At 42.1% G+C, this 22,741-nt stretch carries 20 protein-coding genes and 2 tRNA genes; 7 read left to right on the top strand and 15 right to left on the bottom strand.

The features are described 5' to 3' along the window. Positions 1–34: 34 nt before the first annotated feature. From deoC to I3B46_RS02935, 7 genes are all read right to left on the bottom strand, one after another. Entirely contained in the window at positions 35–814 is a 780-nt protein-coding gene (deoC, locus tag I3B46_RS02965) for a deoxyribose-phosphate aldolase (RefSeq protein WP_004926644.1), read from the bottom strand. 477 nt (positions 815–1,291) lie between these two features. Beyond that, positions 1,292–2,566, bottom strand: a complete 1,275-nt coding sequence (locus tag I3B46_RS02960; protein ID WP_196993213.1) for a NupC/NupG family nucleoside CNT transporter — start codon at positions 2,564–2,566, stop codon at positions 1,292–1,294. A gap of 304 nt (positions 2,567–2,870) precedes the next feature. Continuing rightward, positions 2,871–3,653, bottom strand: a complete 783-nt coding sequence (locus I3B46_RS02955; protein WP_004926638.1) for a metal-dependent hydrolase — start codon at positions 3,651–3,653, stop codon at positions 2,871–2,873. Further along, positions 3,646–4,800 carry a patatin-like phospholipase family protein gene (locus tag I3B46_RS02950; RefSeq protein ID WP_053110836.1) on the bottom strand — a complete coding sequence of 385 codons (1,155 nt, stop codon included), beginning with the start codon at positions 4,798–4,800 and terminating at the stop codon, positions 3,646–3,648. The genes I3B46_RS02955 and I3B46_RS02950 overlap by 8 nt, the downstream gene beginning before the upstream one ends. Positions 4,801–5,001: 201 nt before the next feature. Then, positions 5,002–5,412, bottom strand: coding sequence for a BON domain-containing protein (locus I3B46_RS02945; RefSeq protein WP_004926633.1), 411 nt, complete (start codon positions 5,410–5,412; stop codon positions 5,002–5,004). A 279-nt stretch (positions 5,413–5,691) separates the two neighbouring features. Beyond that, positions 5,692–7,281 (bottom strand): peptide chain release factor 3, encoded by a 1,590-nt coding sequence (prfC, locus tag I3B46_RS02940; RefSeq protein WP_004926630.1) that lies wholly within the window; start codon positions 7,279–7,281, stop codon positions 5,692–5,694. Between the two features lie 269 nt (positions 7,282–7,550). Then, the gene (locus tag I3B46_RS02935) at positions 7,551–8,618 is read right to left on the bottom strand and encodes a tartrate dehydrogenase (RefSeq protein ID WP_004926627.1); all 1,068 of its coding nucleotides are present in this window, start codon (positions 8,616–8,618) and stop codon (positions 7,551–7,553) included. A gap of 108 nt (positions 8,619–8,726) precedes the next feature. On the opposite strand from I3B46_RS02935, the gene I3B46_RS02930 reads away from it, so the two are divergent. Next, a complete protein-coding gene (locus I3B46_RS02930; RefSeq protein ID WP_004926625.1) occupies positions 8,727–9,650 on the top strand; it encodes a LysR substrate-binding domain-containing protein in 924 nt (307 codons plus the stop codon). Positions 9,651–9,671: 21 nt separating this feature from the next. Further along, complete coding sequence (locus I3B46_RS02925) at positions 9,672–10,571, top strand: helix-turn-helix domain-containing protein (protein ID WP_004926622.1); 900 nt, start codon at positions 9,672–9,674, stop codon at positions 10,569–10,571. Between the two features lie 32 nt (positions 10,572–10,603). Here the strand turns inward: I3B46_RS02925 and I3B46_RS02920 are convergent, their stop codons facing one another. From I3B46_RS02920 to I3B46_RS02910, 3 genes are read right to left on the bottom strand one after another with little or no spacing between them, the layout of a single operon-like run. Then, a complete protein-coding gene (locus I3B46_RS02920) occupies positions 10,604–11,557 on the bottom strand; it encodes a PDR/VanB family oxidoreductase (RefSeq protein WP_004926619.1) in 954 nt (317 codons plus the stop codon). A gap of 28 nt (positions 11,558–11,585) precedes the next feature. Next, positions 11,586–13,034, bottom strand: a complete 1,449-nt coding sequence (locus I3B46_RS02915; protein ID WP_040132764.1) for an NAD-dependent succinate-semialdehyde dehydrogenase — start codon at positions 13,032–13,034, stop codon at positions 11,586–11,588. Between the two features lie 15 nt (positions 13,035–13,049). After that, on the bottom strand, positions 13,050–14,177 hold the full coding sequence (locus I3B46_RS02910) for an aromatic ring-hydroxylating oxygenase subunit alpha (RefSeq protein ID WP_014656833.1): 1,128 nt from the start codon (positions 14,175–14,177) through the stop codon (positions 13,050–13,052). A 291-nt stretch (positions 14,178–14,468) separates the two neighbouring features. Between I3B46_RS02910 and I3B46_RS02905 the strand changes: the two genes are divergently transcribed. Further along, positions 14,469–16,037, top strand: a complete 1,569-nt coding sequence (locus I3B46_RS02905; protein ID WP_004926609.1) for a BCCT family transporter — start codon at positions 14,469–14,471, stop codon at positions 16,035–16,037. A 211-nt stretch (positions 16,038–16,248) separates the two neighbouring features. Next, on the top strand, positions 16,249–17,301 hold the full coding sequence (locus tag I3B46_RS02900) for a hypothetical protein (protein WP_072502538.1): 1,053 nt from the start codon (positions 16,249–16,251) through the stop codon (positions 17,299–17,301). Between the two features lie 79 nt (positions 17,302–17,380). Here I3B46_RS02900 and rimI read toward each other — a convergent pair whose 3' ends face one another. Together rimI and I3B46_RS02890 are read right to left on the bottom strand one after the other, a co-directional pair. Beyond that, complete coding sequence (rimI, locus tag I3B46_RS02895) at positions 17,381–17,833, bottom strand: ribosomal protein S18-alanine N-acetyltransferase (RefSeq protein ID WP_004926602.1); 453 nt, start codon at positions 17,831–17,833, stop codon at positions 17,381–17,383. Then, positions 17,802–18,212, bottom strand: coding sequence for a DNA polymerase III subunit psi (locus tag I3B46_RS02890; RefSeq protein ID WP_004926599.1), 411 nt, complete (start codon positions 18,210–18,212; stop codon positions 17,802–17,804). The genes rimI and I3B46_RS02890 overlap by 32 nt, the downstream gene beginning before the upstream one ends. A 208-nt stretch (positions 18,213–18,420) precedes the next feature. Here I3B46_RS02890 and rsmC point away from each other — a divergent pair, with 208 nt between their 5' ends. The 3 genes from rsmC to I3B46_RS02875 all read left to right on the top strand — a co-directional run bounded on the left by rsmC (position 18,421) and on the right by I3B46_RS02875 (position 19,830). Next, entirely contained in the window at positions 18,421–19,434 is a 1,014-nt protein-coding gene (gene rsmC, locus I3B46_RS02885; protein WP_072502539.1) for a 16S rRNA (guanine(1207)-N(2))-methyltransferase RsmC, read from the top strand. 155 nt (positions 19,435–19,589) lie between these two features. Further along, positions 19,590–19,675, top strand: a tRNA-Leu gene (locus tag I3B46_RS02880). A gap of 69 nt (positions 19,676–19,744) precedes the next feature. Next, positions 19,745–19,830 (top strand) — tRNA-Leu (locus tag I3B46_RS02875). 80 nt (positions 19,831–19,910) lie between these two features. On the opposite strand, the gene I3B46_RS02870 is transcribed toward I3B46_RS02875, so the two are convergent. The 3 genes from I3B46_RS02870 to I3B46_RS02860 form a co-directional block, all read right to left on the bottom strand. Next, positions 19,911–20,171, bottom strand: coding sequence for a DUF1435 family protein (locus tag I3B46_RS02870; protein ID WP_004926595.1), 261 nt, complete (start codon positions 20,169–20,171; stop codon positions 19,911–19,913). A gap of 112 nt (positions 20,172–20,283) precedes the next feature. Further along, entirely contained in the window at positions 20,284–20,817 is a 534-nt protein-coding gene (locus tag I3B46_RS02865) for a GNAT family N-acetyltransferase (protein WP_036941931.1), read from the bottom strand. After that, positions 20,801–22,453 carry a Na/Pi cotransporter family protein gene (locus tag I3B46_RS02860; protein WP_004926590.1) on the bottom strand — a complete coding sequence of 551 codons (1,653 nt, stop codon included), beginning with the start codon at positions 22,451–22,453 and terminating at the stop codon, positions 20,801–20,803. Before I3B46_RS02860 ends, I3B46_RS02865 begins: the two co-directional genes overlap by 17 nt. Positions 22,454–22,741: the final 288 nt, after the last annotated feature.

The raw sequence follows: 22,741 nt of genomic DNA, 5'->3' as shown, positions 1-22,741 counted from the left end.
ACAGAATCTAGGTAATCGCTTAAGCGCGGTCTAATTAATAACTACTGCTTGATTTTTTAGTTTCAAAACCAAGCGTATTCAGCAAATTAGCTAACAGGCTTGATGCACCAAAACGGAAATGGCGAGCATCAACCCAATCTTTACCTAAAATTCTATCTGCTAATGCTAAGTATTGAGCAGCTTCTTCAGCGGTACGCACACCACCAGCCGGTTTAAAACCCACTGTTTTTGCTACGCCCATATCATGGATCACTTGCATCATGATCTCAGCACTTTCAAGGGTGGCGTTAACAGGTACTTTACCTGTTGATGTTTTAATGAAATCTGCTCCTGCTTTAATTGAAATTTCAGAAGCCTTACGGATCAGAGCCGGATCTTTTAGCTCACCCGTTTCAATAATGACTTTCAAAAGTACATTTGCAGCAGCGCAAGCCTCTTTACAGGCTTTCACTAAATCAAAACCAATTTTTTCGTTCCCAGCCATTAATGCACGATACGGGAAAACCACGTCAACCTCATCTGCACCATAAGCGATTGCCGCACGCGTTTCAGCCAGTGCAATATCAATATCGTCATTACCGTGAGGGAAGTTAGTCACTGTTGCAATACGCACTTCTGGCGTACCTTGCTCACGTAGTGCTTTACGGGCAACAGGGATGAAACGAGGGTAGATACAGATGGCAGCCGTTTGCCCTGCAGGACTTTTCGCTTGATGACACAGTGCAATCACTTTCTCATCAGTATCGTCATCATTCAGGGTGGTTAAATCCATTAGATTTAGTGCGCGTTGCGCAGCTACAGTTAAATCAGTCATAAAAACTCTCCAACTTTGTGAATTCTGTCAGAACAACACGTTCTTTGTTGGCGAGCGGGCTTGGTTCCTTAAAGATGCTACTCGAAAACCCGAATGTAGCAGCTGAATTCCTTCTCACCGCACAATGCCCTAGAGTGTATGCACTCTGAGAACTAGCAGCCCATAGCAGCTAATTTATACCTATTTGACCATGGAACTCGGCTATTTTATGTGCCACAAATCACATTAATTGCCTGAAAGTTACATTGTTAAATACATATTTGTGAACAATGTCTCAATTATACGCTAATTAGTCTCAATTTTATTCTCTCAAATGGCTTTTTATGACTTTTTTTGTCACTTCACGCCATAAATACACTTGATTAAGCGTAGTTCAAAAATAGAAGGATGAAATAAAAAGTAAGAAAGAATATAGCTGAAAATAATGAAATAATAATGAAAGAGAAAGGGCATTTGCCCTTTCTCAAAGATTTGAGGTTATATAATTGCGAGTGTTAGGAAGAAACCAGCAATTGTTGCACTCATTAAGTTAGAGAGTGTACCCGCGAGAACCGCTTTCATACCTAAGCGTGCCACATCACCACGACGGTTTGGCGCCATGCCCCCAAGCCCCCCAAGTAAGATAGCCACAGAAGATAGGTTAGCGAACCCACACAGTGCAAATGAAATAATGGCTTTAGTGTGATCAGACAGAACTTGCTTACCGGCTGCAAGTACATCCGCATCGGCTTTCATGTATTCACCAAAGTTCATAAAGGCCACGAATTCGTTGACAACAATTTTCTGTCCAATAAATGAACCTGCAATTGTTGCTTCACTCCATGACACACCGATCAAATAAGCAATCGGAGCAAACAACCAACCTAGAATTAATTCAAGAGACAGTTCAGGGTAATCGAACCAGCCACCAATACCACCTAAGATACCGTTAATTAGGGCGATTAAAGCGATAAATGCCAGTAACATCGCACCTACGTTCAAGGCCAATTGCATACCGGAAGCAGCACCTGAAGCGGCTGCATCGATAATATTTGCAGGGCGCTCATCTTCAGCAATCAGCTCTGTCGCATTGACATTATCATACGCTTTTTCCGTTTCTGGCACTAAGAGTTTAGCAAACAGTAATCCACCTGGCGCCGCCATGAATGATGCTGCAATCAAGTATTCCATTGGAACACCCATTTGAGCATAGCCTGCCAGTACAGACCCAGCAACAGAGGCCAAACCACCACACATTACCGCGAATAACTCAGAGTTGGTCATGGTAGAGATATAAGGACGTACAACTAATGGTGCTTCCGTTTGCCCAACAAAGATATTCGCTGTTGCAGATAGAGACTCCGTCCTTGATGTGCCAAGTACTTTTTGCAGGCCACCACCAAGAATCTTGATAACCAGCTGCATAATGCCAAGGTAGTAAAGAACGGCAATTAAAGAAGAGAAGAAGACAATAATTGGCAGTACACGTAGTGCGAAAATAAACCCGCCGCCGCCGAATAGTTCAAACATTTTGTCAGAAACAAGGCCGCCAAAAATAAAGTTCATCCCATCTTGGCCATAACTGATGACTTTAGAAACGCCATCAGACATCCCTTGTAATACGCTACGACCTGCTGGTACATAAAGCACGAATGCACCGATAACGATTTGGATAAGGAAAGCCCCGCCAACGGTACGGAGTTTAATCGCTCGACGATTGCTGGAAAATAGTACGGCAATACCAATCAGTACTGCCATCCCAACCAGACTCATAATGAGTTGCATGGAAGTATCCCTGTTCACTTAATGCTAGATTGATGTAGAAAGAGAACCCATAAGTTCCCTTGACTCTTTGTGCGATGATTATACCTAGTCCCTTCCAAGAACCCGCAACCTACGTCACAAATACGCAGTGTAAAAAGTAACAAAAATTCAGTTCTTGTGACCAAAATCACATTTAATTATCAGTTTAGTCTGGAAAGCATCGTAGAACACAAAAAATAGGTGAAAAATCGAACGAGATATGCCGATGGAGGAATATAAACCAACTGTTCACTTAAGTGAATTTTGATGGCCTTTATTTGAGCAGATTAAATAATGATAGGCTATTTATGTAAAGTTGCTGCGCAATTTCATCTGGACTTTCGTGGCGTAGTTCACATAACGACTGAAAAATCCATTGAATGCGCTCAGGGCGATTGGGTTCGCCTTGAAAACCAGAGACAGGCATATCTGGTGCATCCGTTTCAAACACCAGTGAAGTAAGAGGTAACTGAGCTATCGCTTGGCGAGTTTTATTAGCTCGTTCGTAGGTGATGGTGCCCCCTACTCCAATCGAATAACCCAATTTAATAAAGGCTTGAGCCTGAGATAAGCTCCCCGCAAACCCGTGAATAACCCCACATGCAGGAACAGGATAACGGCGCAATATTGCCGCTAATTGGTCATGGCTTTTTCGCGAATGTAAAATAACAGGTCGATCATATTGCTTCGCCAATTTTAGCTGTGCAATCAAGACACGTTGTTGTAAATCAAACAAGGGCTCTTGCATATAGAGATCAAGACCGATTTCCCCTACTGCAACACATTTTGGGCTATGTTGATGGAGATATTCAGCCAATGTTTCCAAGTGGTGTTCTTGAAAAACATTTAAATACAAAGGGTGCAAGCCGATAGCGGCATGCAGTTGTTGATGATCATGTGCTAACCCCCAAACACGCTCAAAATTATCGGCACTGACAGCAGGAATAATAATATCAGTGACCCCTGCCGCTTGAGCAGCCTCTAGGCTTTTATTGATATCACCAATAAAAGGTGGGAAATCAAAATGGCAATGTGTATCAATAAATCGGTTAGTCATTTTTCTCGTTGATCTGTTGCGCCGGCTCCTCATTGGCTGCCACAATTGCGCCCGTCATAATGGCTTGTGCTGTATCGGTCGCTTTTTTCGCTTTACGTTGAGCGACTAATTCACCATCATTCTGCGCATCAGATATCGCCTCTTCATAATCTTGGAGGATCTGCATCTCTTCATGGGCTGCACTTTCAAAACTAAAGCGATTGACGGCATCATTATTCATTGTAAAGCAGTGACCCAATGCGGCAATAAAATAGCGCCCACAACGACGACCGACATGATAATCCTGATTAAGTGCTGATAAGCGGCTTCCTAATGCACTACTTTTTAACGGTGTCGGTGGATAAATTTCAAAAATCTGTAAATCACCCGGTGGATTTTCAATAAACTCTTGAGTACGACGATAACTTTTCAGATGAACTTTTAGCATGGTTGCCATTCGTTGTAGACCATACTTTTCACCTTCTAGCCAGCGAGTCATTCTCTTGACCCATTCAGGGGTAAAGTACATTTGTGAAGGCACCGTACGGATGACGACAATCGTGTCAGCGCCCTGACGATATGCCTCTTCAACTGGTATCGCCGCACTGATCCCACCATCGTGATACAAAGTCCCTTCAAACTCAACCCCCATGCGGTAAAAACCGGGGATCGCACTGGATGCCCGAATGATATCGAGCCATGTATCCGCATTAGGCTTTAAAAATTCGGCTTCAAAATCATCGCTACGGCTTGCCCCCATATAAAACTCACGCCCCGCCTCCATTAACTCAATGCCAGAGGAGATATGCAGAGGAAACTCTTTCGAGGTGCTTTCCACTAACCAATCTAAATCGATTAAATGCCCCCCTCGAATAAAACGCAGTGGGTTGAAAAAGAGTGGGCTTGTCGTATAACGCGTGATCACTCGCCTAGCATAGCCATATTGACCACAGATATAAGCAGAGAGATTTTGTGCTCCCGCCGATGTGCCAATCATGATATCAAAGGGGTTAAAGCCTGTTTTTAAAAACTCATCCAAAACACCGGCCGTAAAAATACCGCGTTGCCCTCCACCTTCACAGATAAGCGCTGTTTTTCCTTTATTTAGCTCATCATAAAAAGCCAAAGGCTCAATACTGCCAAGTGTTACTGATACATGTTTTCCCATCTTCGTCCCCTGACAACCTTCTACACATAGCGATAGGATGCCTATGTATAAACACAGCCCCATAAAGTAAATTGTCACGAATCAACAATGTAAAAACTGAACCTCTCAGTGAGGTTCAGTTTTTAACTTTGAGCAAATTATTTTAGTCGCTCAACTCACCCAATATGTGCTGACTTGAGCTATTGTGCTGGCCGTTATCGATTAATTCGCCACAACTAAACCATTTTGTACTGATTTTACACCTTCAACCATCGAGACAACCTGAACAATTTTATCGACTTGGTTATTCGATTTCACAAACCCAGAGAGGTAAACAACGCCGTTGACTGTCTTCACCGAAATCGAATTACTGTCGATACCACTGGTTGTTAGCAGCTTACTTTTGACCTTAGCAGTGATGGAGGAATCATCCATATAGTTATCGACACTTTTCGCGCCACTGGATATCGCTTCGCTGGTATCTTTCCCTGCAATATCTGCTGTTTTAACTGCGCTATCCCAAGTTTCAGCAGCTTGCTCTTTCAATGGGGAGTTTGCCGATGAGCTACACGCAAATAAGGTCCCACTTAACCCAATAACAATTAAAGAACGTAAAAGTGCTGAATGTTTCATCGGTACCTTCCTTATCAACTACTGTTTTAAGTATTGAAATACCCACTGTATCGCCATAATCGACGTCATACGCCATATGCCTAAGCGCTGTCGCTATTTCAATTGATAACTATAGACTATGGGAAAAGCCCCTTGAAATAAAGTATTCAAACGCAAAAGACAGAGTAATCTGCAATATTTAGATAAAAAAACAGGAGAGTATTCGAAAATGGATGGTTAATTTGGGAAAACCCACTACAAAAAAGGCCTTTCTGTAGTGGGCTTAGCCTGAAAATAAAATTAGTGTTCGCGGGTTTTACGGAATTTGACTTCCGGATAACGCTCACTGGTCAAGTTTAGGTTAACCATGGTTGGAGCGATATAAGAAAGATTATCGCCGCCATCAAGTGCTAGGTTCTGCTCGTTCTTACGCTTAAATTCTTCGAATTTCTTCGCGTCATCACACTCAACCCAACGTGCCGTTGATACGTTAACCGCTTCATAAATGGCTTCAACGTTATATTCACTCTTCAAACGAGATACAACGACATCAAACTGCAACACCCCCACAGCACCAACAATCAAATCATTATTGGTCAGTGGACGGAAAACCTGTACAGCCCCTTCTTCTGACAACTGAACCAACCCTTTAAGCAATTGTTTTTGCTTTAATGGGTCGCGCAAACGAATACGACGGAACAGCTCAGGTGCAAAGTTAGGGATCCCCGTAAATTTCAGATCTTCCCCTTGTGTGAAGGTATCACCAATTTGGATCGTACCGTGGTTATGTAAACCAATAATGTCACCCGCATACGCATTTTCGACATGAGAGCGATCACCTGCCATAAAGGTCAGCGCATCAGAGATGACGACATCTTTTTTCGTACGCACCTGACGCAGCTTCATACCTTTTTCATAAGTTCCTGAAACAATACGCATGAAAGCAACACGGTCACGGTGTTTTGGATCCATATTCGCCTGAATTTTGAAGACGAAACCGGTAAATTTCTCTTCTGTAGCTTCAACTTCACGCACATCAGTTTGACGTGGCTGAGGCGATGGCGCCCACTGGACTAAACCATCTAACATATGATCCACACCAAAGTTACCAAGTGCAGTACCAAAGAAAACCGGAGTCAATTCGCCTTCAAGGAAAGCATCATGATCGAACTCATGAGAGGCCCCTTTTACCAACTCCAACTCATCACGTAGCTGAGCCGCTAATTCGTCACCGACTTCTTTATCTAAATCAGGGTTATCTAACCCTTTAATAATACGGACTTCTTGGATTGTATGACCTTGGCCTGTTTGATAAAGGATCGTTTCATCACGTAATAAGTGATAAACCCCTTTGAACAACTTACCGCAACCAATGGGCCACGTAATTGGGCAACATGCGATATTCAGCTCATTTTCAACTTCGTCCATTAACTCCATTGGGTCACGAATATCACGGTCAAGTTTATTCATAAAAGTCAAAATCGGCGTATCACGCAAGCGAGTGACTTCCATCAATTTGCGAGTTCTATCCTCAACCCCTTTACCGGAGTCGATGACCATCAAGCAGCAGTCAACCGCCGTTAAAGTACGATAAGTATCTTCAGAGAAGTCTTCGTGCCCCGGGGTATCCAACAAATTAACTAAACAATCATGATAAGGGAATTGCATCACCGATGTGGTAATTGAGATACCACGTTGCTTTTCCATCTCCATCCAGTCTGATTTTGCGTGTTGATTTGAACCGCGGCCTTTTACCGTTCCCGCACGCTGAATCGCTTGCCCAAATAGCAATACTTTTTCAGTAATGGTGGTTTTACCTGCGTCAGGGTGAGAGATGATCGCAAACGTCCTGCGCGCGTTGACTTCATGTAGAAAATTCTGATCTGCCATTTAACCGTTCTTTTTTGTTTGAATACAGATTTGTACATGCATTAGGAGAGGCAATAGGTGGCTCTTAGCTCAGCAAATCCGTCTTGTTAATCGAAATTGGCGGCTATTTTCTCAGATCTTAGGGTCATAAACAATCAAAGGTCACTTAATTGATAGCGATTGTTACCGAGAAAGAGACTCTTTTGTTACTGCCATTAAACTAATTAAAACAGAACGGACGACACGCCAAAGCCATCAAGGAGCCTCAGTAGGCTCCCCAAAAAGAGTGACTATTTGGCTAAAATCAGATCAGCAATGGCTTGCCCAAGTTGCTGTGTACTTGCATTTCCGCCCATATCGCGAGTCAAGTGATGGCGCTCTTTGATCACCGTTTCAACCGCATCCATAATGGTATCATGCATTGCTGGGCAGCCGAGATGCTGCATCATCATTGCGGCCGCCCAAATAGTGCCGATTGGGTTAGCAATATTTTGCCCCGCAATATCAGGCGCTGAACCATGTACTGGCTCAAACATAGATGGGAACTGTTTTTCAGGATTAATATTCGCAGAAGGTGCAATGGCAATGGTTCCGGTACAGGCAGGGCCTAAATCCGACAAAATATCACCAAACAAATTGGAGCCTACAATCACATCATAAAATTCAGGCATTCTGACCAAGTTAGCGGCGAAAATATCAATATGGAATTGATCCACTTTCACATCAGGGTAGTGTTTTGCCATTGCCGCAAAACGGCTATCCCAATAAGGCATTGAGTGAAAAAGGCCATTTGATTTCGTTGCCGAACTTAAATGTTTTTTCTCCCGTGATTGTGCCAATTCGAACGCATATTTTAATATTCGATCCGTACCTTTACGGGTAAAAATACTTTGCTGAGACACCACTTCATCTTCAGTACCTTCATACTGAATGCCGCCAATAGCCGAATACTCCCCTTCTACGTTTTCACGTACCACATAGAAATCAATATCACCGGGTTTTTTATCGGCTAAAGGGGATTTGATCCCTTCAAATAGGCGTACCGGACGCAAATTAACATATTGGTTGAAAGCACGGCGGATGGGTAACAACAGCCCCCAAAGTGAAATATGGTCAGGCACACCAGGGAACCCGACTGCGCCAAGGAAAATAGCATCAAATTTTTTTAACTGTTCTAAACCATCTTCAGGCATCATTCGCCCTGTACGATGGTAAGTTTCACAGGACCAATCAAAATGGGTAAAGTTAAGCTTTACCTGATGTTGACTTGCTGCGGCCTCTAAGACTTTTAATCCCTCAGGTATAACTTCTGTTCCTATACCATCACCTGGAATGACTGCGATATTAAATTGTGACATGTCACGGCACTCCCACAACAATAAATTTTATGAGTAAGTAAGATCTCCAGTTTATGGGTTGCTGTGATAAAGTATAGCGTCGAAGTGTAATCTTTGGGTTTACAAACTATGAACAAGCTACCCGCATTGGAAGACATTAGAGTATTTGTCACTGTTGCTCGCTTAATGAGTTTTTCACGAGCCGCGGAGCAACTGCTTGTTTCACCCGCCTATGTCTCCAAACGCATAAAATTACTTGAAGAAAATCTCGGACAGACGCTATTTCTGCGAGCATCCCGCTCAATTAATTTAACTCATGAAGGACGCATTGTTCTGAGCAGTGGTGAGCGGCTATTACACGAACTCGACAATATGCACAATGCGTTAAACGCCTGTCGAGAGGAGATCCGTGGTGAGTTAAGGGTCAGTTGCAGCACAGGCTTTGGTAGCGCCTATCTCAACCCCTTTATCCTAGCATTACGTGCTAACTATCCACTCTTAGGGATCGACCTTACTTTAACCGATCGTTCCATTGATATTATCAGCGAAAACATTGATCTCGATATTTATATTGGTGGCACAATCCCCGATCATTACATTGCGAAGCAAATCGCCAAAAATAAACGCATTCTCTGCGCTTCCCCTGCTTATTTAGAGCAGCATGGCAGCCCTAATCATCCTCAAGAGCTAGAAAAACAACATTTTTGCATTACGATTAAAGAGCGCAACCAAGCACCTGCACAATGGAAACTACAACATCAAACAGAAAGTATGACGGTGGCACCAAATAGTAAGCTCATGGTGAACAATGGTGATGTCGCTAAACAGTGGTGTATCGGCGGTGAAGGTATTTTGTTGCGTTCATTATGGAGTGTACTACCGGAGTTAGAGAGCGGGAAATTAATTCGCGTACTTCCACAATGGAGCCAACCTGCTGATGTGTATGCCGTTTATTCACGCACCGCCCGCAATAATGCAAACTTGCGCGTTTTTATTGAAAATTTAACAGAATACTTATCAAAACATTTACCGCATCAATTTCAGGATGAATAAACAAAAGGTGGACATGAGCCGATGAAAGACACGCAAACATTTGGACAACGTTTGCTGGCCTTATTGAAACAACAAAAAATGAGCCAGTTAAAAGCCGCTGAAGCACTTGGTGTTTCTCGGACTGCCGTCAACAAGTGGACAAAAGGCGGTATGATTGATGAAAACAACCTTGAGAAATTAGCACAATTACTGAATGTTGATAAAATATGGCTCAAATATGGTGAATACACCAATCACGCCTCTACCGCTTCACACCCAGCCATTGTTCGTAATATCAATGAAGTGCATCTTCAAGAGTCCACTGAGATCGTTACTTGGGAATGGGATTTACTCACGGGCGAACTGAACTATTCGGATAATGTTGAAGATGTTTACGGCATCAAAATCACCACTAATGATGATTTTTGGGCTTTAATGAACCAAGAATCGAAAGATAAATTAGTGAATGGTTACTCAAAGATCATTCGTGAAGGTGGCGCCCATGAAATGGATTTTAAAATTGCGTGGGATGATGGCTACCGATGGATCACCTCACGAGCAACCGGTGTTAAAGGCCCAAATGGTAAAGTGACTAAATTGGTGGGGATCAGCCTAGATAACACCGAACGTAAAAATACAGAACTACGGCTACGTAAAATTAAGTGCTACTTTGATGTCTTACTCGCTCACTTTAACCATTTAGTTGTGTTTACCGATAAAGCGGGGGAAATACTTGCCAGTAATCTCGAAAGCCAAACTGCGGATATCGATTATTTGGAATTACAGCGCTTACTCTATCAACTCGCTATCAATCATAAGCCGTGGTTAGAAGGGGTGTATAGTAAAGGTCACGGCCACATTCACTTCCAAGACCGTGAAATTAGTGCCTCTTATCATCTCAATGATGAGCAGCAGCCATTCCTCATGTTTCAGCTTAAATAACACAAAAGCCCCATTATCGGGGCTATCATACATTACAAATCTAACACTAACCGTTTAGTCTTAGCACGCGAAACACACAACATCATGGTCTTCTGCTCCGCACGCTCATCATCATCAAGGTAGTGATCGCGATGATCTGCCTCGCCTTCTAAAATTGCCGTTTCACAAGTGCCACACACGCCATTGCGGCACAAACATTCAACCTGAATACGTTTATCTGCTTCGATCGCCTGCAAAATGGAGACATCTTCGCTGATATTTAAGCTAAACCCTGAACGTTGGAAATAAACCTCAAAAGCCTCGCCTTCATTTGCTACTTCACCAAAGTTTTCAAAATGAACTTGAGATTCACCTAAATGTGCATTGCCATGTTCGATAACCGCATTAATTAATGATTCAGGGCCACACACATAAACATGGCTATTTTTGGGTTGCGCTTTAACCAACTGCTCGACAGATAGGCGCTGCGCTTTCGCATTATCATAAAGATATAATCGTTCCCCCAATCGCTCTTGAAGCTGTTCAACAAAAGCAGCCGTATTTTGATCGCGAAAACAGTAATGAAGCTCGAATTCCATACCCGTTTGCTCTAATTCATAAAGGTATGAGAGGAACGGGGTAATACCAATCCCTCCCGCAATCAAAATATGCTTACAAGAACTGTCATGTTTCAATGAAAAATAGTTTTGAGCAGGCGATAAATAAACTAAATCCCCTTCCGCTAACTGTTCATGCATATAAGCAGAGCCGCCTTTCGAGTTCTCATCGCGTAGCACAGAAATACGGTAACAATGGCAATCTTTAGGATCGCTAATTAACGAATAAGCCCGCTGTAATCCCAGCTCTTCGTTCATATGTACCGTAATATGGCTCCCCGCACTAAACGGTTCAAGCAAGGTCTCTTTTGCAACGAACTCGAACATTTTAATGGTTGGGCTAAGTTGCTCTATGCGGCTAACATTTACGGCTATTTTTTGTTGGCTCATCACAATTCCCTCTTTTACTGATTACTGGCTAAGCGATGTCAATACACAGATATTTCACGGTCAGGTAGTCCTCTATGCCATATCGGGAACCTTCTTTGCCTAGGCCCGATTGCTTAACACCACCAAATGGAGCAACTTCATTGGAGATCAGGCCTGTATTAATCCCAACCATGCCGCTTTGCAGTTTCTCTGCCACGCGATAAACACGACCAATATCTTTTGAAAAGAAATAGGCGGCTAAACCATAAATCGTATTATTCGCTCGCTTAATAACCTCATCTTCATCACGAAAACGAATAAGTACCGCAATAGGGCCAAAAATCTCTTCGTGTACGATATCCATTGAATCATCCACATCCACTAACACTTTTGGATTGATAAAATTACCTTGCTCAGTGATTTCACTCCCCAACGTTAGCTGCTTGGCACCTTTAGCAAGTGCATCTTTAACTAATAGATTCATATTATCGATGGCTCGAGATGTAATCATAGGCCCAATATCAGTACCCTCATCCAACCCATTTCCAACACGTAACTGGCTTACTTTCGCAGTGAATTTCTCGATAAATGGCGCATAGATGGACTCATGAATATAAAAACGATTCACACAAACACAGGTTTGCCCACCATTACGAAATTTTGCCTGTATTGCGCTGTTTACCGCTTTATCAATATCCGCATCATCAAACACAATAAAAGGGGCATTTCCCCCAAGCTCTAAAGCGCTTTTTTTGATCGTTGAGGCACACTGCTCATACAGTTGACGTCCAACTTGCGTAGAGCCAGTAAAAGAAAATTTACTGATCAATTCATGGCGTGTGAGTAATTCCCCTAAAACACGAGATTCCCCTGTCACAATGTTCAGCACCCCAGCAGGCACGCCAGCTTGTTGCGCCAACTCAGCAAGTGCGAGAGCCGTAAACGGTGTTTCACTGGCGGGTTTGATGATCATGCTACAGCCCGCTGCTAATGCGGGAGCGGCTTTGCGCGTGATCATTGCGGCGGGGAAGTTCCATGGCGTAATGGCACTACACACACCAATCGGTTGCTTGATGGTTAAAAGACGGTTGCTAGCTACGGTTTGCGGGATCGTCTCACCATAAACTCGCTTGCCTTCCTCTGCAAACCATTCGATAAACGAGGCGGCATAACGAATTTCCCCTTTAGCCTCATTCAACGGTTTGCCCTGCTCTAATGTCATCAGCAAACCTAAGTCATCCATATTGGCTTCAATCAATGTAAACCAGCGATGTAAAATCGTAGCACGTTGTTTTGCCGTGAACTGACGCCAAGCCTCCATCGCATGATGTGCCTTCACAATCGCATCATTCACCTGCTCTGGTGAAAGGCTGGGTACAGTACCCAGCACCGATTGATCCACAGGGTTCAATACTGAAATAGTCTTCGAACTATCCACCCATTGACCATTGATATAGCAAGACTGGCGGAATAGCGCTGGGTTATTTAACCTATTCATGTGCTATTTCTCCCGTCACTCAGTGTGTGCCGTTGCAATCAGCTTATGGAAGTGTGCGACGCCATGCTCACTGATCCCACTACGTTGCCTATCAGCCATGATCCGCCCTTGCCCTCGATAGCCACGGGAACGTAACCCTTTTTGAACACTCTCAACGAGGCGCAGATCTTCTGGGCGAAATACCGTCCGATACCACTCCACTAAATTCTTTTGGTACTCCGTCAATTCTTCGTTTAAGAAATAGATATCGTAATGCTGCAACGTTTCTCCCGCACTAACCGGAAACTCATAAATGACGGTCATAAAATCACCACCTGGCGGCATATTAAACATGGTGCTAGGCCAAATCCAAAAGCCGAAGAAACGTGGATTGACTACTGATTCATCAAATTGATATGACGACTCTGAAGGTTTGGCTTGACCAATCTGTACCGTCCAGTTTTCATTCAACTGGTGCTCATACACATTGACATCGACCGAGCTAGCAAAACTGACATGGTTTGTTGGACAGTGATAACATTCGATATAGTTATCAACAATCGTCTTCCAGTTAGCTGGCGTATGGCTGACAAAGCGTGCCGCTAATTTCAGATCACGGATCACTGAGCAAGCTTCTTCCATTTTTGCCGCTAATCCAGGCAGTTGCTCCTCGATAGGTTGAGGCTCCCCTTCTGTCAAATTAATATAAATAAACCCTGCGTGCTCAATCACATGAAAACTGCTCAATGACATGGCATCGGCTTCAAAGTTATTCACGTTTTCGCAGTTTGTCGCATGTGCCAATTGACCATCCAATTTGAATGCCCAAGCATGATAAGGGCAAGTGATGACATTTTTCATTTTACCGCTTTCACCACTGATCAACTGATGGCCTCGATGCGGGCAGACATTATAAAAGCCCCGCAAAACATCATCTCGCCCCCTAACGATAACAAGGCTTTCGCCAATCAACTGGCGAGTGATATAGGCATTTTTCTCTTTCACCTCACTACTGTGAGCAACACAAACCCAAGAGTTAGCAAAGATATTTTCTTTTTCGAACTCAAATACGTCATCTGACGTGTAATAGCGTGCAGGAATGGTCCACGCATTATCAATATCAAGGTGATCATTAATCGAAATGACTTTTTTTGCATTGCTCATCATTATTGCCTCACTTATGTAAACTTATAGTTAACATGTTTTTTGGGAATGTTAATCTAGATCTCAATAATGATCAAACGAAATATTAAACATTATTATAACAATAATAATTTACCTATTTAAAACATATAGATAATGACATATCGTGAAATACATTTGTTAATTACAGGTTAATTAATTGTTGACCACGCAATATTTTCATGGATATTCTCTGTAAACCAAAAGTAGCATTCCCTGCAAACCAACTCTCATTAAAAGACATAAAAATAAGTGAGCAACTGGAGAAGAGGTATGATGAATAATAAGAAATCTGTATTTTACGTATCACTCGCCTTTAGTCTGGTATTAATCAGCTTAGGCGCCTTTATACCTGACAAACTCGAAGCATTTTCAAATTACTCTCTGGGTTTTATCTATAACAATTTAGGTTGGTTTATACTCGGAGCCGTTTTTATCTTTTTTAGTTTTTGTATGTATCTCGGTTTTTCAAAGTTTGGTCATATTCGGCTTGGAGAGGACAGTGATCGCCCCGAATATCGTACCGCAACATGGGTTGGAATGTTATTTAGTGCATCGATTGGGATTAGCCTCGTGTTTTGGGGAGTTGCCGAGCCTGTTTCTTACTATATCAGCCCTCCAGTTGGTACAGGCTATACCGAACAAGCAGCAAAAACCGCCATGCAATATGTCTATTTACATTGGGGGGTCTCAGCTTGGGCCTGCTATGCCTTAGTCGGTGTATCATTAGCCTTTTTCCAATTTAGAAAGAAATTACCTTCATCGCTGAGCTCTGTGTTTTACCCACTGATCGGTGAACGTATCAAAGGCTCGATAGGGAAATGGGTCGATGTATTAGTGGTATTGTCGATCGTTATTGGTATTGCGACCTCGCTAGGCTTTGGCACACTGCAAGTTAACAGTGGCATGAATTACTTATGGGGGATCCCTGTAAGTATCTGGATCCAAATTGCGATTATTGCAGTGGTCACCATCATTTATATCATGTCGACCATCTCTGGTTTACAAGGTGCGATTAAGCATTTATCTAACTTAAATATGCTATTAGCATTCGCCTTGATGGGTTTTATTCTCTTTGCTGGCCCGACACAAACGATCCTTAAAGTTCTTTTTCAAGGTATTGGTGACTATGTACAAAACTTTGTCAGTATGTCATTCCGTACTGAACCCTATAATGATGGTGCTTGGATTGCGAACTGGACTCTCTTTTACTTCGGCTGGTGGATTGCATGGGCGCCTTTAGTAGGGAGTTTCGTGGCGCGTATTTCCAAAGGGCGTACCATTAAAGAGTTTATGATTGGCGCTGTCTTTATTCCTGTGTTCGGCTCATTCGCTTGGTTTGCCGTGATGGGAGGCTCAGCCATCCATCTTATCCAAAACATGGGACAAAAAGCACTTGCAGAAGCGGTGAAATCAGATGTGACTTCTGCTTTCTTTAAATTCTTAGACTATTTCCCTGCAAGCACCTTCTTATGCGTATTGGCTATGGTTTTAGTGATGGTTTTCTTTATTACTTCAGCAAACTCAGCCGTATTCGTATTGGGAATGGTCAGTGAAAATGGTAACCCAAATCCAACCCATACGACGAAGACCATTTGGGGAGTGGTTATCGCGGCTATTGCTATCGTATTGATCATCACAGGTGGATTATCCGGTTTACAATCTGCTTTAGTTGCCACTGCTATCCCGCTTTCCATATTAATGCTATTGATGTGTTATTCGACATACAAAGGCCTTAATGAAGAGGTCCGCACAGAAAAAGCAGAAAAGAAGTACCGCAAAAAAAGCCAAGTTGTGATCAATCCCCCTATTCTACCTGCATCTGAAAAGCTATCTAAATAACCCTCTAAAAGCCTATTAGAATAAAACCACAGTTTGGATACTGTGGTTTTTCATGCCGTCAAATAAAAAGCATCCGATTATAAGATCAAACACTAATAGATTAAGAAATCGAAAAAAAATAATATTTTTTTATTATTCCTTAATTAATGAATTAGTTTTTATTCATTAAAAATCGTTATCTAACAAATTGAATTATAGGAATAATAAAATTATGCCAGACAATAAAACCATTAATCACATTTTCCTCAGCAGTGAGATCGCCACGCTTTTACAGGAAAAGTCCTATCAATTCGCTTTAAATGGTGGGCCTCAAATATCAGGAAGTCAAAAATTAGCAGAGCAGGTTGCAACTCAGTTATACAACTTATTCAATGATGAAGATAAGAAACTACTGGATGACTATAGGAATGAAAAAATTCCTTATTTAGTTTTTGAAGGGTTTGTGGATACGGACGTTAATGGTGAACCGATTAACCTTCCGAATAAAAGCGCCTTACCGACCCTCCAAGAATTAGAAAGTGATATCGAAATTTTAAAATTGGCCTCACAAGAGCAAATTATTTTAGCATTATTAAATGAAACCACATTTGCTTATGATACTGAAAACCTAGGAAATATTATTAGAATTGTAGCTAACTTTAATGGCGGTGGTGCTGAAAAACGCCAAAATGAAGCCCCTGATGCCAGTTCCCATTCGGGCAAAGCGGTCGTACCACACACTGAAGACCCTTATTACTCCGCAATTAACATTATCGATGGGCACTCCCCTTCACCGTCATCGCTGATACTCACTGCAAGGTGGAACCCTTTATCAGAAACAACAAAAGTAGCCCCCATTAAGCGCATCATTGACCAATTATCACCTGAAGAAATCGTTGCTTTAACCACAGCCAGCTTTGATTTCCGTAAAGCGAAAACAGCCAGTGAAGGAAAAAGTATCGGTGGAAAATGTATTTCTATCCTTGAACTTGATAAGCATGGAAAATTGAATATGAATTATAATTCAGAGCGTTTTTCACTCAATCCCGCGGCTTCAGAATTCGTCCAAAAAACGTATAATAAATTTAATTCTATTGCCGAAAATATGGAATTTGATGCCGTCGATTTGCAGCCATATAGGATGATAGTGATTAATAATAAATTAAGCTTACATAGTCGGGATATTGTAAAAGATAACCGTCGCACACTGGTTCGGCTTTTTGGTTACCGAAAAGATGCTGAATATAATATGGTTAGCCAAGACCCACTCATTGTAAAAGGCTAATATGGCTTAAGTATTCGTATTAAATAATCGGCAGGCAAATTTACCACGACCCATATTCGGCCGTGGTTTAATAATCACATTATGCGTCATTAAACAGGGTTAATGCCAAAATAAGCGCATCTTCTCGCCCCTGCTTTGCAGGGTAATAATCTTTACGTACCGTCACTTGATGAAACCCTAATTTATCATACAGGTGCAGCGCCGGTGCATTCGATTCACGAACTTCAAGCCATAATGTCAAAATCCCTTTATCAACCAGATCCTTAATCAGTTGCTCCATTAACATACGCCCATACCCTTTTCCTTGATAATCGGGGTGCACGGCAATATTAAAGAGTGTTGCCTCATCAAGAACACACTGTGTTATAGCAAAACCAACGATCTGATTATTAAGAGTAATTTTGATGTTATGATACTTTTCCCCTTGGTTTCCATAAAAAACACGCTCAGTCCAAGGAAAATCATGACTTAACTTTTCGATTAAGAAAGCTGTCGCAAGATCAGACTGCTTTAGTGCTGAAATTTTCGTCATATTGATAAATCTGCTCCCAAAGTGCCCGTTTAGCGCTATTGCTGGCTGCCAGCTCATCTAATACAGGAGAAATAAAGGTTGTATTTAACCCTTCTGGATGAGATTGGCCGCCTAAGACCCAACAATTTATTGTTATTGGTGTTGGAAGCATTGCCAATTGCTCTGAATTAATACAAACCACATCCGTTGGATAAATTTTCATCGCCAGAAAAATATCTTTTAACAGACGGTTGTTTAAATCAAGGTTCTCATCAGTAATAATAATAAGCTTAGTCGAATCTGGAATTCTTACACCACGTTCACCACGTAATACAGCAGGGTTTCTCACTACCCATTGAGTGATACCCATTTGATTTAAAAGTCTGTCACGTCGTGCCATTCATTTCATTCCAGTCGCTATGTTAACAACGACATCTTATCAAAGCGGATCAATAGCGCCAACAGAGCAATGCTATTTCCCCATTTTCTGATAAAGTGTGCACAAAATAATTAGGCTTACATACATACCATAAACAATTTGCATTGTAGCTAGACGCTAAAACGCGATGGCTCGAAAGATTGAGGGTATTTTAGGAGATCAACAAAGTATGTCACTACTGACACCGGCTAGCGAAGTTATCCAACGCCACCTTGAGCATTTTACCGATCGCCATGTCATTTTAGCGGGTGACATCCAAGATGAATTAGCAGCAACCTTAGAAGCTGCGAGCGTACGTGTTCTCACTAATCAATACCATCGTTGGCAAAATTTGCACTCCTTAATGGGCGACAGTGTGAAATTTGCTGCGGTAGCAGATGCTGATTTTGTACGTCCTTGCAATACCCTGATCTATTTCTGGCCTAAAAATAAACAAGAAGCCTGCTTTCAACTGGATGATTTATGCACTCACCTGACCACAGGTAGCCAAATTTTTATTGTTGGCGAAAACCGTAGCGGTGTAAAAAGTGCCGAATCTATCATGGAAGGCATCGCGACATTGCAAAAAATTGACTCTGCAAGACGCTGTGGGCTGTATTATGGTGAGTTAGAACAACCTACGGATTTTGATATAACTCGTTGGTGGCGCCGCTATGAAGTAGAGAACGTACAGATCCAAGCCTTACCTGGCGTGTTTAGTCACAATGAATTAGATATTGGTAGTGAACTCCTACTTTCTACACTGAATGAGCCTATTACAGGTAATCTACTTGATATTGCTTGCGGTAATGGCGTTTTAGCTGCCGTCGTCGGAAGCCACAACCCTAATGTAACATTGACACTGAGTGATGTGAGCGCGGCTGCTATTGCCTCCTCTATCGCCACATTACAAGCCAATCAGTTAACTGGCAAAGTACTTGCAAGCGATGCCTACTCAGATATCAATGACACCTTTGATTGGATTATCTCTAACCCCCCTTTCCATGATGGGTTAAATACCAGCTACAGTGCGGCTGAAAATATGATTTTCCAAGCCCCGAAATACCTGAAAAAAGGTGGGCGACTCCGTATTGTGGCCAATGCTTTTTTACCTTATCCAGACATGCTTGATAAGGCATTTGGCAGCCATGAAGTATTAGCAAAAACAGGTAAATTTAAGGTTTATCAAGCAATTAAACGCTAATCCATAAACCTCCATGATTTCTATCGCGGCTAACCTAGAAATGGTTGGCCGTTTTTACATCAAATAATAAAAGCATAATAAAAAAATTATTGACGCGCGGCTAAATTAGCCTAAAATCCGCTGCGTACTATCGACACAAAATAGAGTCTGATATTGCGAGGGTGGCGGAATTGGTAGACGCGCTAGCTTCAGGTGTTAGTGTCCTTCGGACGTGGGGGTTCAAGTCCCCCCTTTCGCACCATACAGACTACAATTTTTAATCACCAAGTTAAAAATTAAATCGATAGCTTTCAATGAATTGACAGTACCTGCGAGGGTGGCGGAATTGGTAGACGCGCTAGCTTCAGGTGTTAGTGCCCTTCGGGCGTGGGGGTTCAAGTCCCCCCTTTCGCACCACTGTTAACTTCCTATCTCGATCAACGAACCCTTTCCCTATAACCCGAAGATTCGCTGTAGGCGTGTAAACTACGGTTATCTTATACGCTATGTTGTGAGACTAAAGCCATTAGACTGCATAACAGTGCTATCACGGCGGGGATAATCAATAAGCGCCGAGAGCCGCGGTTGAATAACATTGCGGCGGTGGTTAGCATAGTCACTATCGTGACAGCTTTAAGGCTATTTAGCCCCATATTGCTGAGTAGATAAATCACGCTCAACAAAATAACCGCGAAAACACCCCATAACCCTGCTGTAGAGCGACGTAGATAAGTGCTTTTTGTTACGCTAGTTGGCATAGCGACCTCAACAATCTAAATGATAATGATTATCAATCATATCTTGTTTTTGGCAAAATACAATATTTTTTATTGAGGAAACCATGCCGATTTAAGAAAAAATAAAAGCTATTTATTCATTAAATAAATAAACAAAATGAATATCTTCAGGCTCTAAGGCAAATAGCTCTGGGTCTGGCTTATCCAGCAGTTCACACCCCATATACTGATAAAAATGGACTGTATTTTCAGAAGGCGTTGCTGATACATATAAGCCAGCTGCCCCTTTCTCTTTGGCTAATTCACAGCACTGATTAAATAACATGCCCCCTAAGCCCTCACCCCGATAGCGGTGGCTAACATGTAAGAATGACAATTGAAGTAAATTACGCTCTTCACCACGCCATACATTATCTAAACTTGCAGCGGCGATTAGTGTGTCATGATCAAACACGCCAATAAATACCGCTCCGTTATCATAGCTTTCGAGTAAATGTGGCGTATATGCCTCAGGTTCACCTTCCGGCCAACCTTTCATATCAAAGCGTTGCGCGGATAACACTAATTTCCCATTTTGGTGAAGATATAAATTTTCGATTAATTCTGTTCTATCAATTGACCAAACCGAAGGAACTTCATCCCTTGTTAATTCACGTATTTTTCTCATTTTCTAAACTCAATTGTTCTTTACGGCTTTCTGCTACGCCTTCTAGCGCATGATAAGCAACGGCACAAAATAATGAATTCAACCGTTTCATATCGCCTAGCAGGCTAACATGTAAGTTACTAGTATCTAGACTTTGCATATTTTGTTTGTGTAACCTTTCAACGTGCGCATAAGCAAAGCGTTGGTTAATAAGACGAAAACGGTGTTTTGCACGCCGTAGACGTTTCGCATTATCAATATCGGCCGAAACAAAAACAGACATCCCTAGATTCAAATTCGTCTGTAATCGCTCAAGTAAAGAATGTAGCTCTTTATAACCTTCATTAGAGAAGGAACGGCGATTATCAATCGATTTTTTGACTAACTCAGAAGTCATTCGGTGGATGATAGTCGATGATTGCTGCAAATTAAAAGCAGTATCAATAATTTCAGCCCAACGCCTTGAATCTTCCTCACTGAGTTCGCTTTGATGTAACTGCGCTAAATAGAGTTTAATGCTGCTATGCAGCATATCGACCTCTTCATCCAAGCGGTTAATTTCCCTTTTCTGCTCTTTATTACCGTTAAGAACATCTGTAAAACGTTGAAGCATTAATTCAAGTAGATCCCCCATACGTAATGTTTCTCGTACGGCGTTAGCGATTGCCAGTGATGGCGTCTCTAATGCACTTTTATCCAAATAACGCGGGGCAACCTCTTGCTCCATCGAAGGAACAATAGGGATTAATTTATTACATAACCTCGCCATTGGCCCAACAAAAGGCAACATGACAAGACAACGAGCTAGGTTATAAAACACGTGAAAATAGATCACGATTTCGGCTTCATTAAAGCCGTAGCCCCCAATCCATTCTGCCAGTGGTTTCACCCAAGGTAATACGACAACACAGCCGATTAGTTTAAATAGCAAACTCCCCAGAACGACTTGTCGTGAAATTTCATTTTGCCCGCGGCTACTCATCATGGCGAGTAAGCCACTACCAATGTTAGAGCCAATAACGATACTCAAGCTAATATAAAGAGGCACCAAGCCTGTTGCGCTTAATGTGGCAGTCAATAACACCGCTGCTAAGCTTGAATAACTCACCATGGCAAACAGAGCACCCACCAGCAGTGCCAAGACAACATCCCCACTTAACGAGGTAAAAATTGCCTTCACCGCATCAGCATGGGTAATCGGCTCTGCCGATGCCACAATTAACTGTAACGCTAATAAAATAAGCCCAAGCCCGATACCGACACGACCAATTTGCCCTGTGCGATTTTTCTTTTGGCTTAAAAAGGTTGAAACACCCACAAGGATCAGCAGCGGTGATAACCAAGAGAGATCAAACGTTAACACCCTCGCCATCAACGCTGTCCCGACATCGGCACCAAGCATGATAACCATGGCAGGCGTTAATGAAATCAGCCCCTGAGAAACAAAAGAGATAACCAGTAATGCCGTTGCATTACTACTTTGCACGAGCGCAGTTACCCCTACGCCGGAAAGAAATGCGCTTGTTCTCTTATTAACACTCTTTCCTAAAATACGGCGTAGATCTGCACCAAAAACCCGCATAATACCAGTACGGACAATATGTGTGCCCCAAACTAGCAATGCGACAGATGATAAAAGATGTAAAAGTGCCAGCATTGAAACCCTATGACGTTATATTTGTTATATTTAAGACAATGGTGATAAAACTGTACGAGTGATTTCAAACGGAAGGAGACCGCCTTTTTCACTCTAGCTTGATGGATGAATTAATTAGATAACTTAAAACGTTGCCGAATTAAGTGAAATCATACAATCATACATTATTTTTATTATTATTCAAAAAGTTAACAATAAACCTTAATGCGGATGGTATGAATAAGCGATTAAACTCTCCCCACTATGCCACAATACGCATCAAGCAGGCTCAATCGTCTAATCATTTTT

Origin of the sequence: Providencia sp. 2.29 (genome assembly GCF_015832305.1) — a bacterium.
In the GTDB taxonomy this organism is placed as follows: domain Bacteria; phylum Pseudomonadota; class Gammaproteobacteria; order Enterobacterales; family Enterobacteriaceae; genus Providencia; species Providencia stuartii.
Note: the sequence above shows the minus strand (reverse complement) of the source record. Positions and strands in the feature narration are given on the sequence as shown.

Excerpts from the sequence above, each read along its gene's own strand:
- deoC (WP_004926644.1), bottom strand. The coding sequence starts at position 814 with ATGACTGATTTAACTGTAGCTGCGCAACGCGCACTAAATCTAATGGAT.
- I3B46_RS02960 (WP_196993213.1), bottom strand. The coding sequence starts at position 2,566 with ATGAGTCTGGTTGGGATGGCAGTACTGATTGGTATTGCCGTACTATTT.
- I3B46_RS02955 (WP_004926638.1), bottom strand. The coding sequence starts at position 3,653 with ATGACTAACCGATTTATTGATACACATTGCCATTTTGATTTCCCACCT.
- I3B46_RS02950 (WP_053110836.1), bottom strand. The coding sequence starts at position 4,800 with ATGGGAAAACATGTATCAGTAACACTTGGCAGTATTGAGCCTTTGGCT.
- I3B46_RS02945 (WP_004926633.1), bottom strand. The coding sequence starts at position 5,412 with ATGAAACATTCAGCACTTTTACGTTCTTTAATTGTTATTGGGTTAAGT.
- prfC (WP_004926630.1), bottom strand. The coding sequence starts at position 7,281 with ATGGCAGATCAGAATTTTCTACATGAAGTCAACGCGCGCAGGACGTTT.
- I3B46_RS02935 (WP_004926627.1), bottom strand. The coding sequence starts at position 8,618 with ATGTCACAATTTAATATCGCAGTCATTCCAGGTGATGGTATAGGAACA.
- I3B46_RS02930 (WP_004926625.1), top strand. The coding sequence starts at position 8,727 with ATGAACAAGCTACCCGCATTGGAAGACATTAGAGTATTTGTCACTGTT.
- I3B46_RS02925 (WP_004926622.1), top strand. The coding sequence starts at position 9,672 with ATGAAAGACACGCAAACATTTGGACAACGTTTGCTGGCCTTATTGAAA.
- I3B46_RS02920 (WP_004926619.1), bottom strand. The coding sequence starts at position 11,557 with ATGAGCCAACAAAAAATAGCCGTAAATGTTAGCCGCATAGAGCAACTT.
- I3B46_RS02915 (WP_040132764.1), bottom strand. The coding sequence starts at position 13,034 with ATGAATAGGTTAAATAACCCAGCGCTATTCCGCCAGTCTTGCTATATC.
- I3B46_RS02910 (WP_014656833.1), bottom strand. The coding sequence starts at position 14,177 with ATGAGCAATGCAAAAAAAGTCATTTCGATTAATGATCACCTTGATATT.
- I3B46_RS02905 (WP_004926609.1), top strand. The coding sequence starts at position 14,469 with ATGATGAATAATAAGAAATCTGTATTTTACGTATCACTCGCCTTTAGT.
- I3B46_RS02900 (WP_072502538.1), top strand. The coding sequence starts at position 16,249 with ATGCCAGACAATAAAACCATTAATCACATTTTCCTCAGCAGTGAGATC.
- rimI (WP_004926602.1), bottom strand. The coding sequence starts at position 17,833 with ATGACGAAAATTTCAGCACTAAAGCAGTCTGATCTTGCGACAGCTTTC.
- I3B46_RS02890 (WP_004926599.1), bottom strand. The coding sequence starts at position 18,212 with ATGGCACGACGTGACAGACTTTTAAATCAAATGGGTATCACTCAATGG.
- rsmC (WP_072502539.1), top strand. The coding sequence starts at position 18,421 with ATGTCACTACTGACACCGGCTAGCGAAGTTATCCAACGCCACCTTGAG.
- I3B46_RS02870 (WP_004926595.1), bottom strand. The coding sequence starts at position 20,171 with ATGCCAACTAGCGTAACAAAAAGCACTTATCTACGTCGCTCTACAGCA.
- I3B46_RS02865 (WP_036941931.1), bottom strand. The coding sequence starts at position 20,817 with ATGAGAAAAATACGTGAATTAACAAGGGATGAAGTTCCTTCGGTTTGG.
- I3B46_RS02860 (WP_004926590.1), bottom strand. The coding sequence starts at position 22,453 with ATGCTGGCACTTTTACATCTTTTATCATCTGTCGCATTGCTAGTTTGG.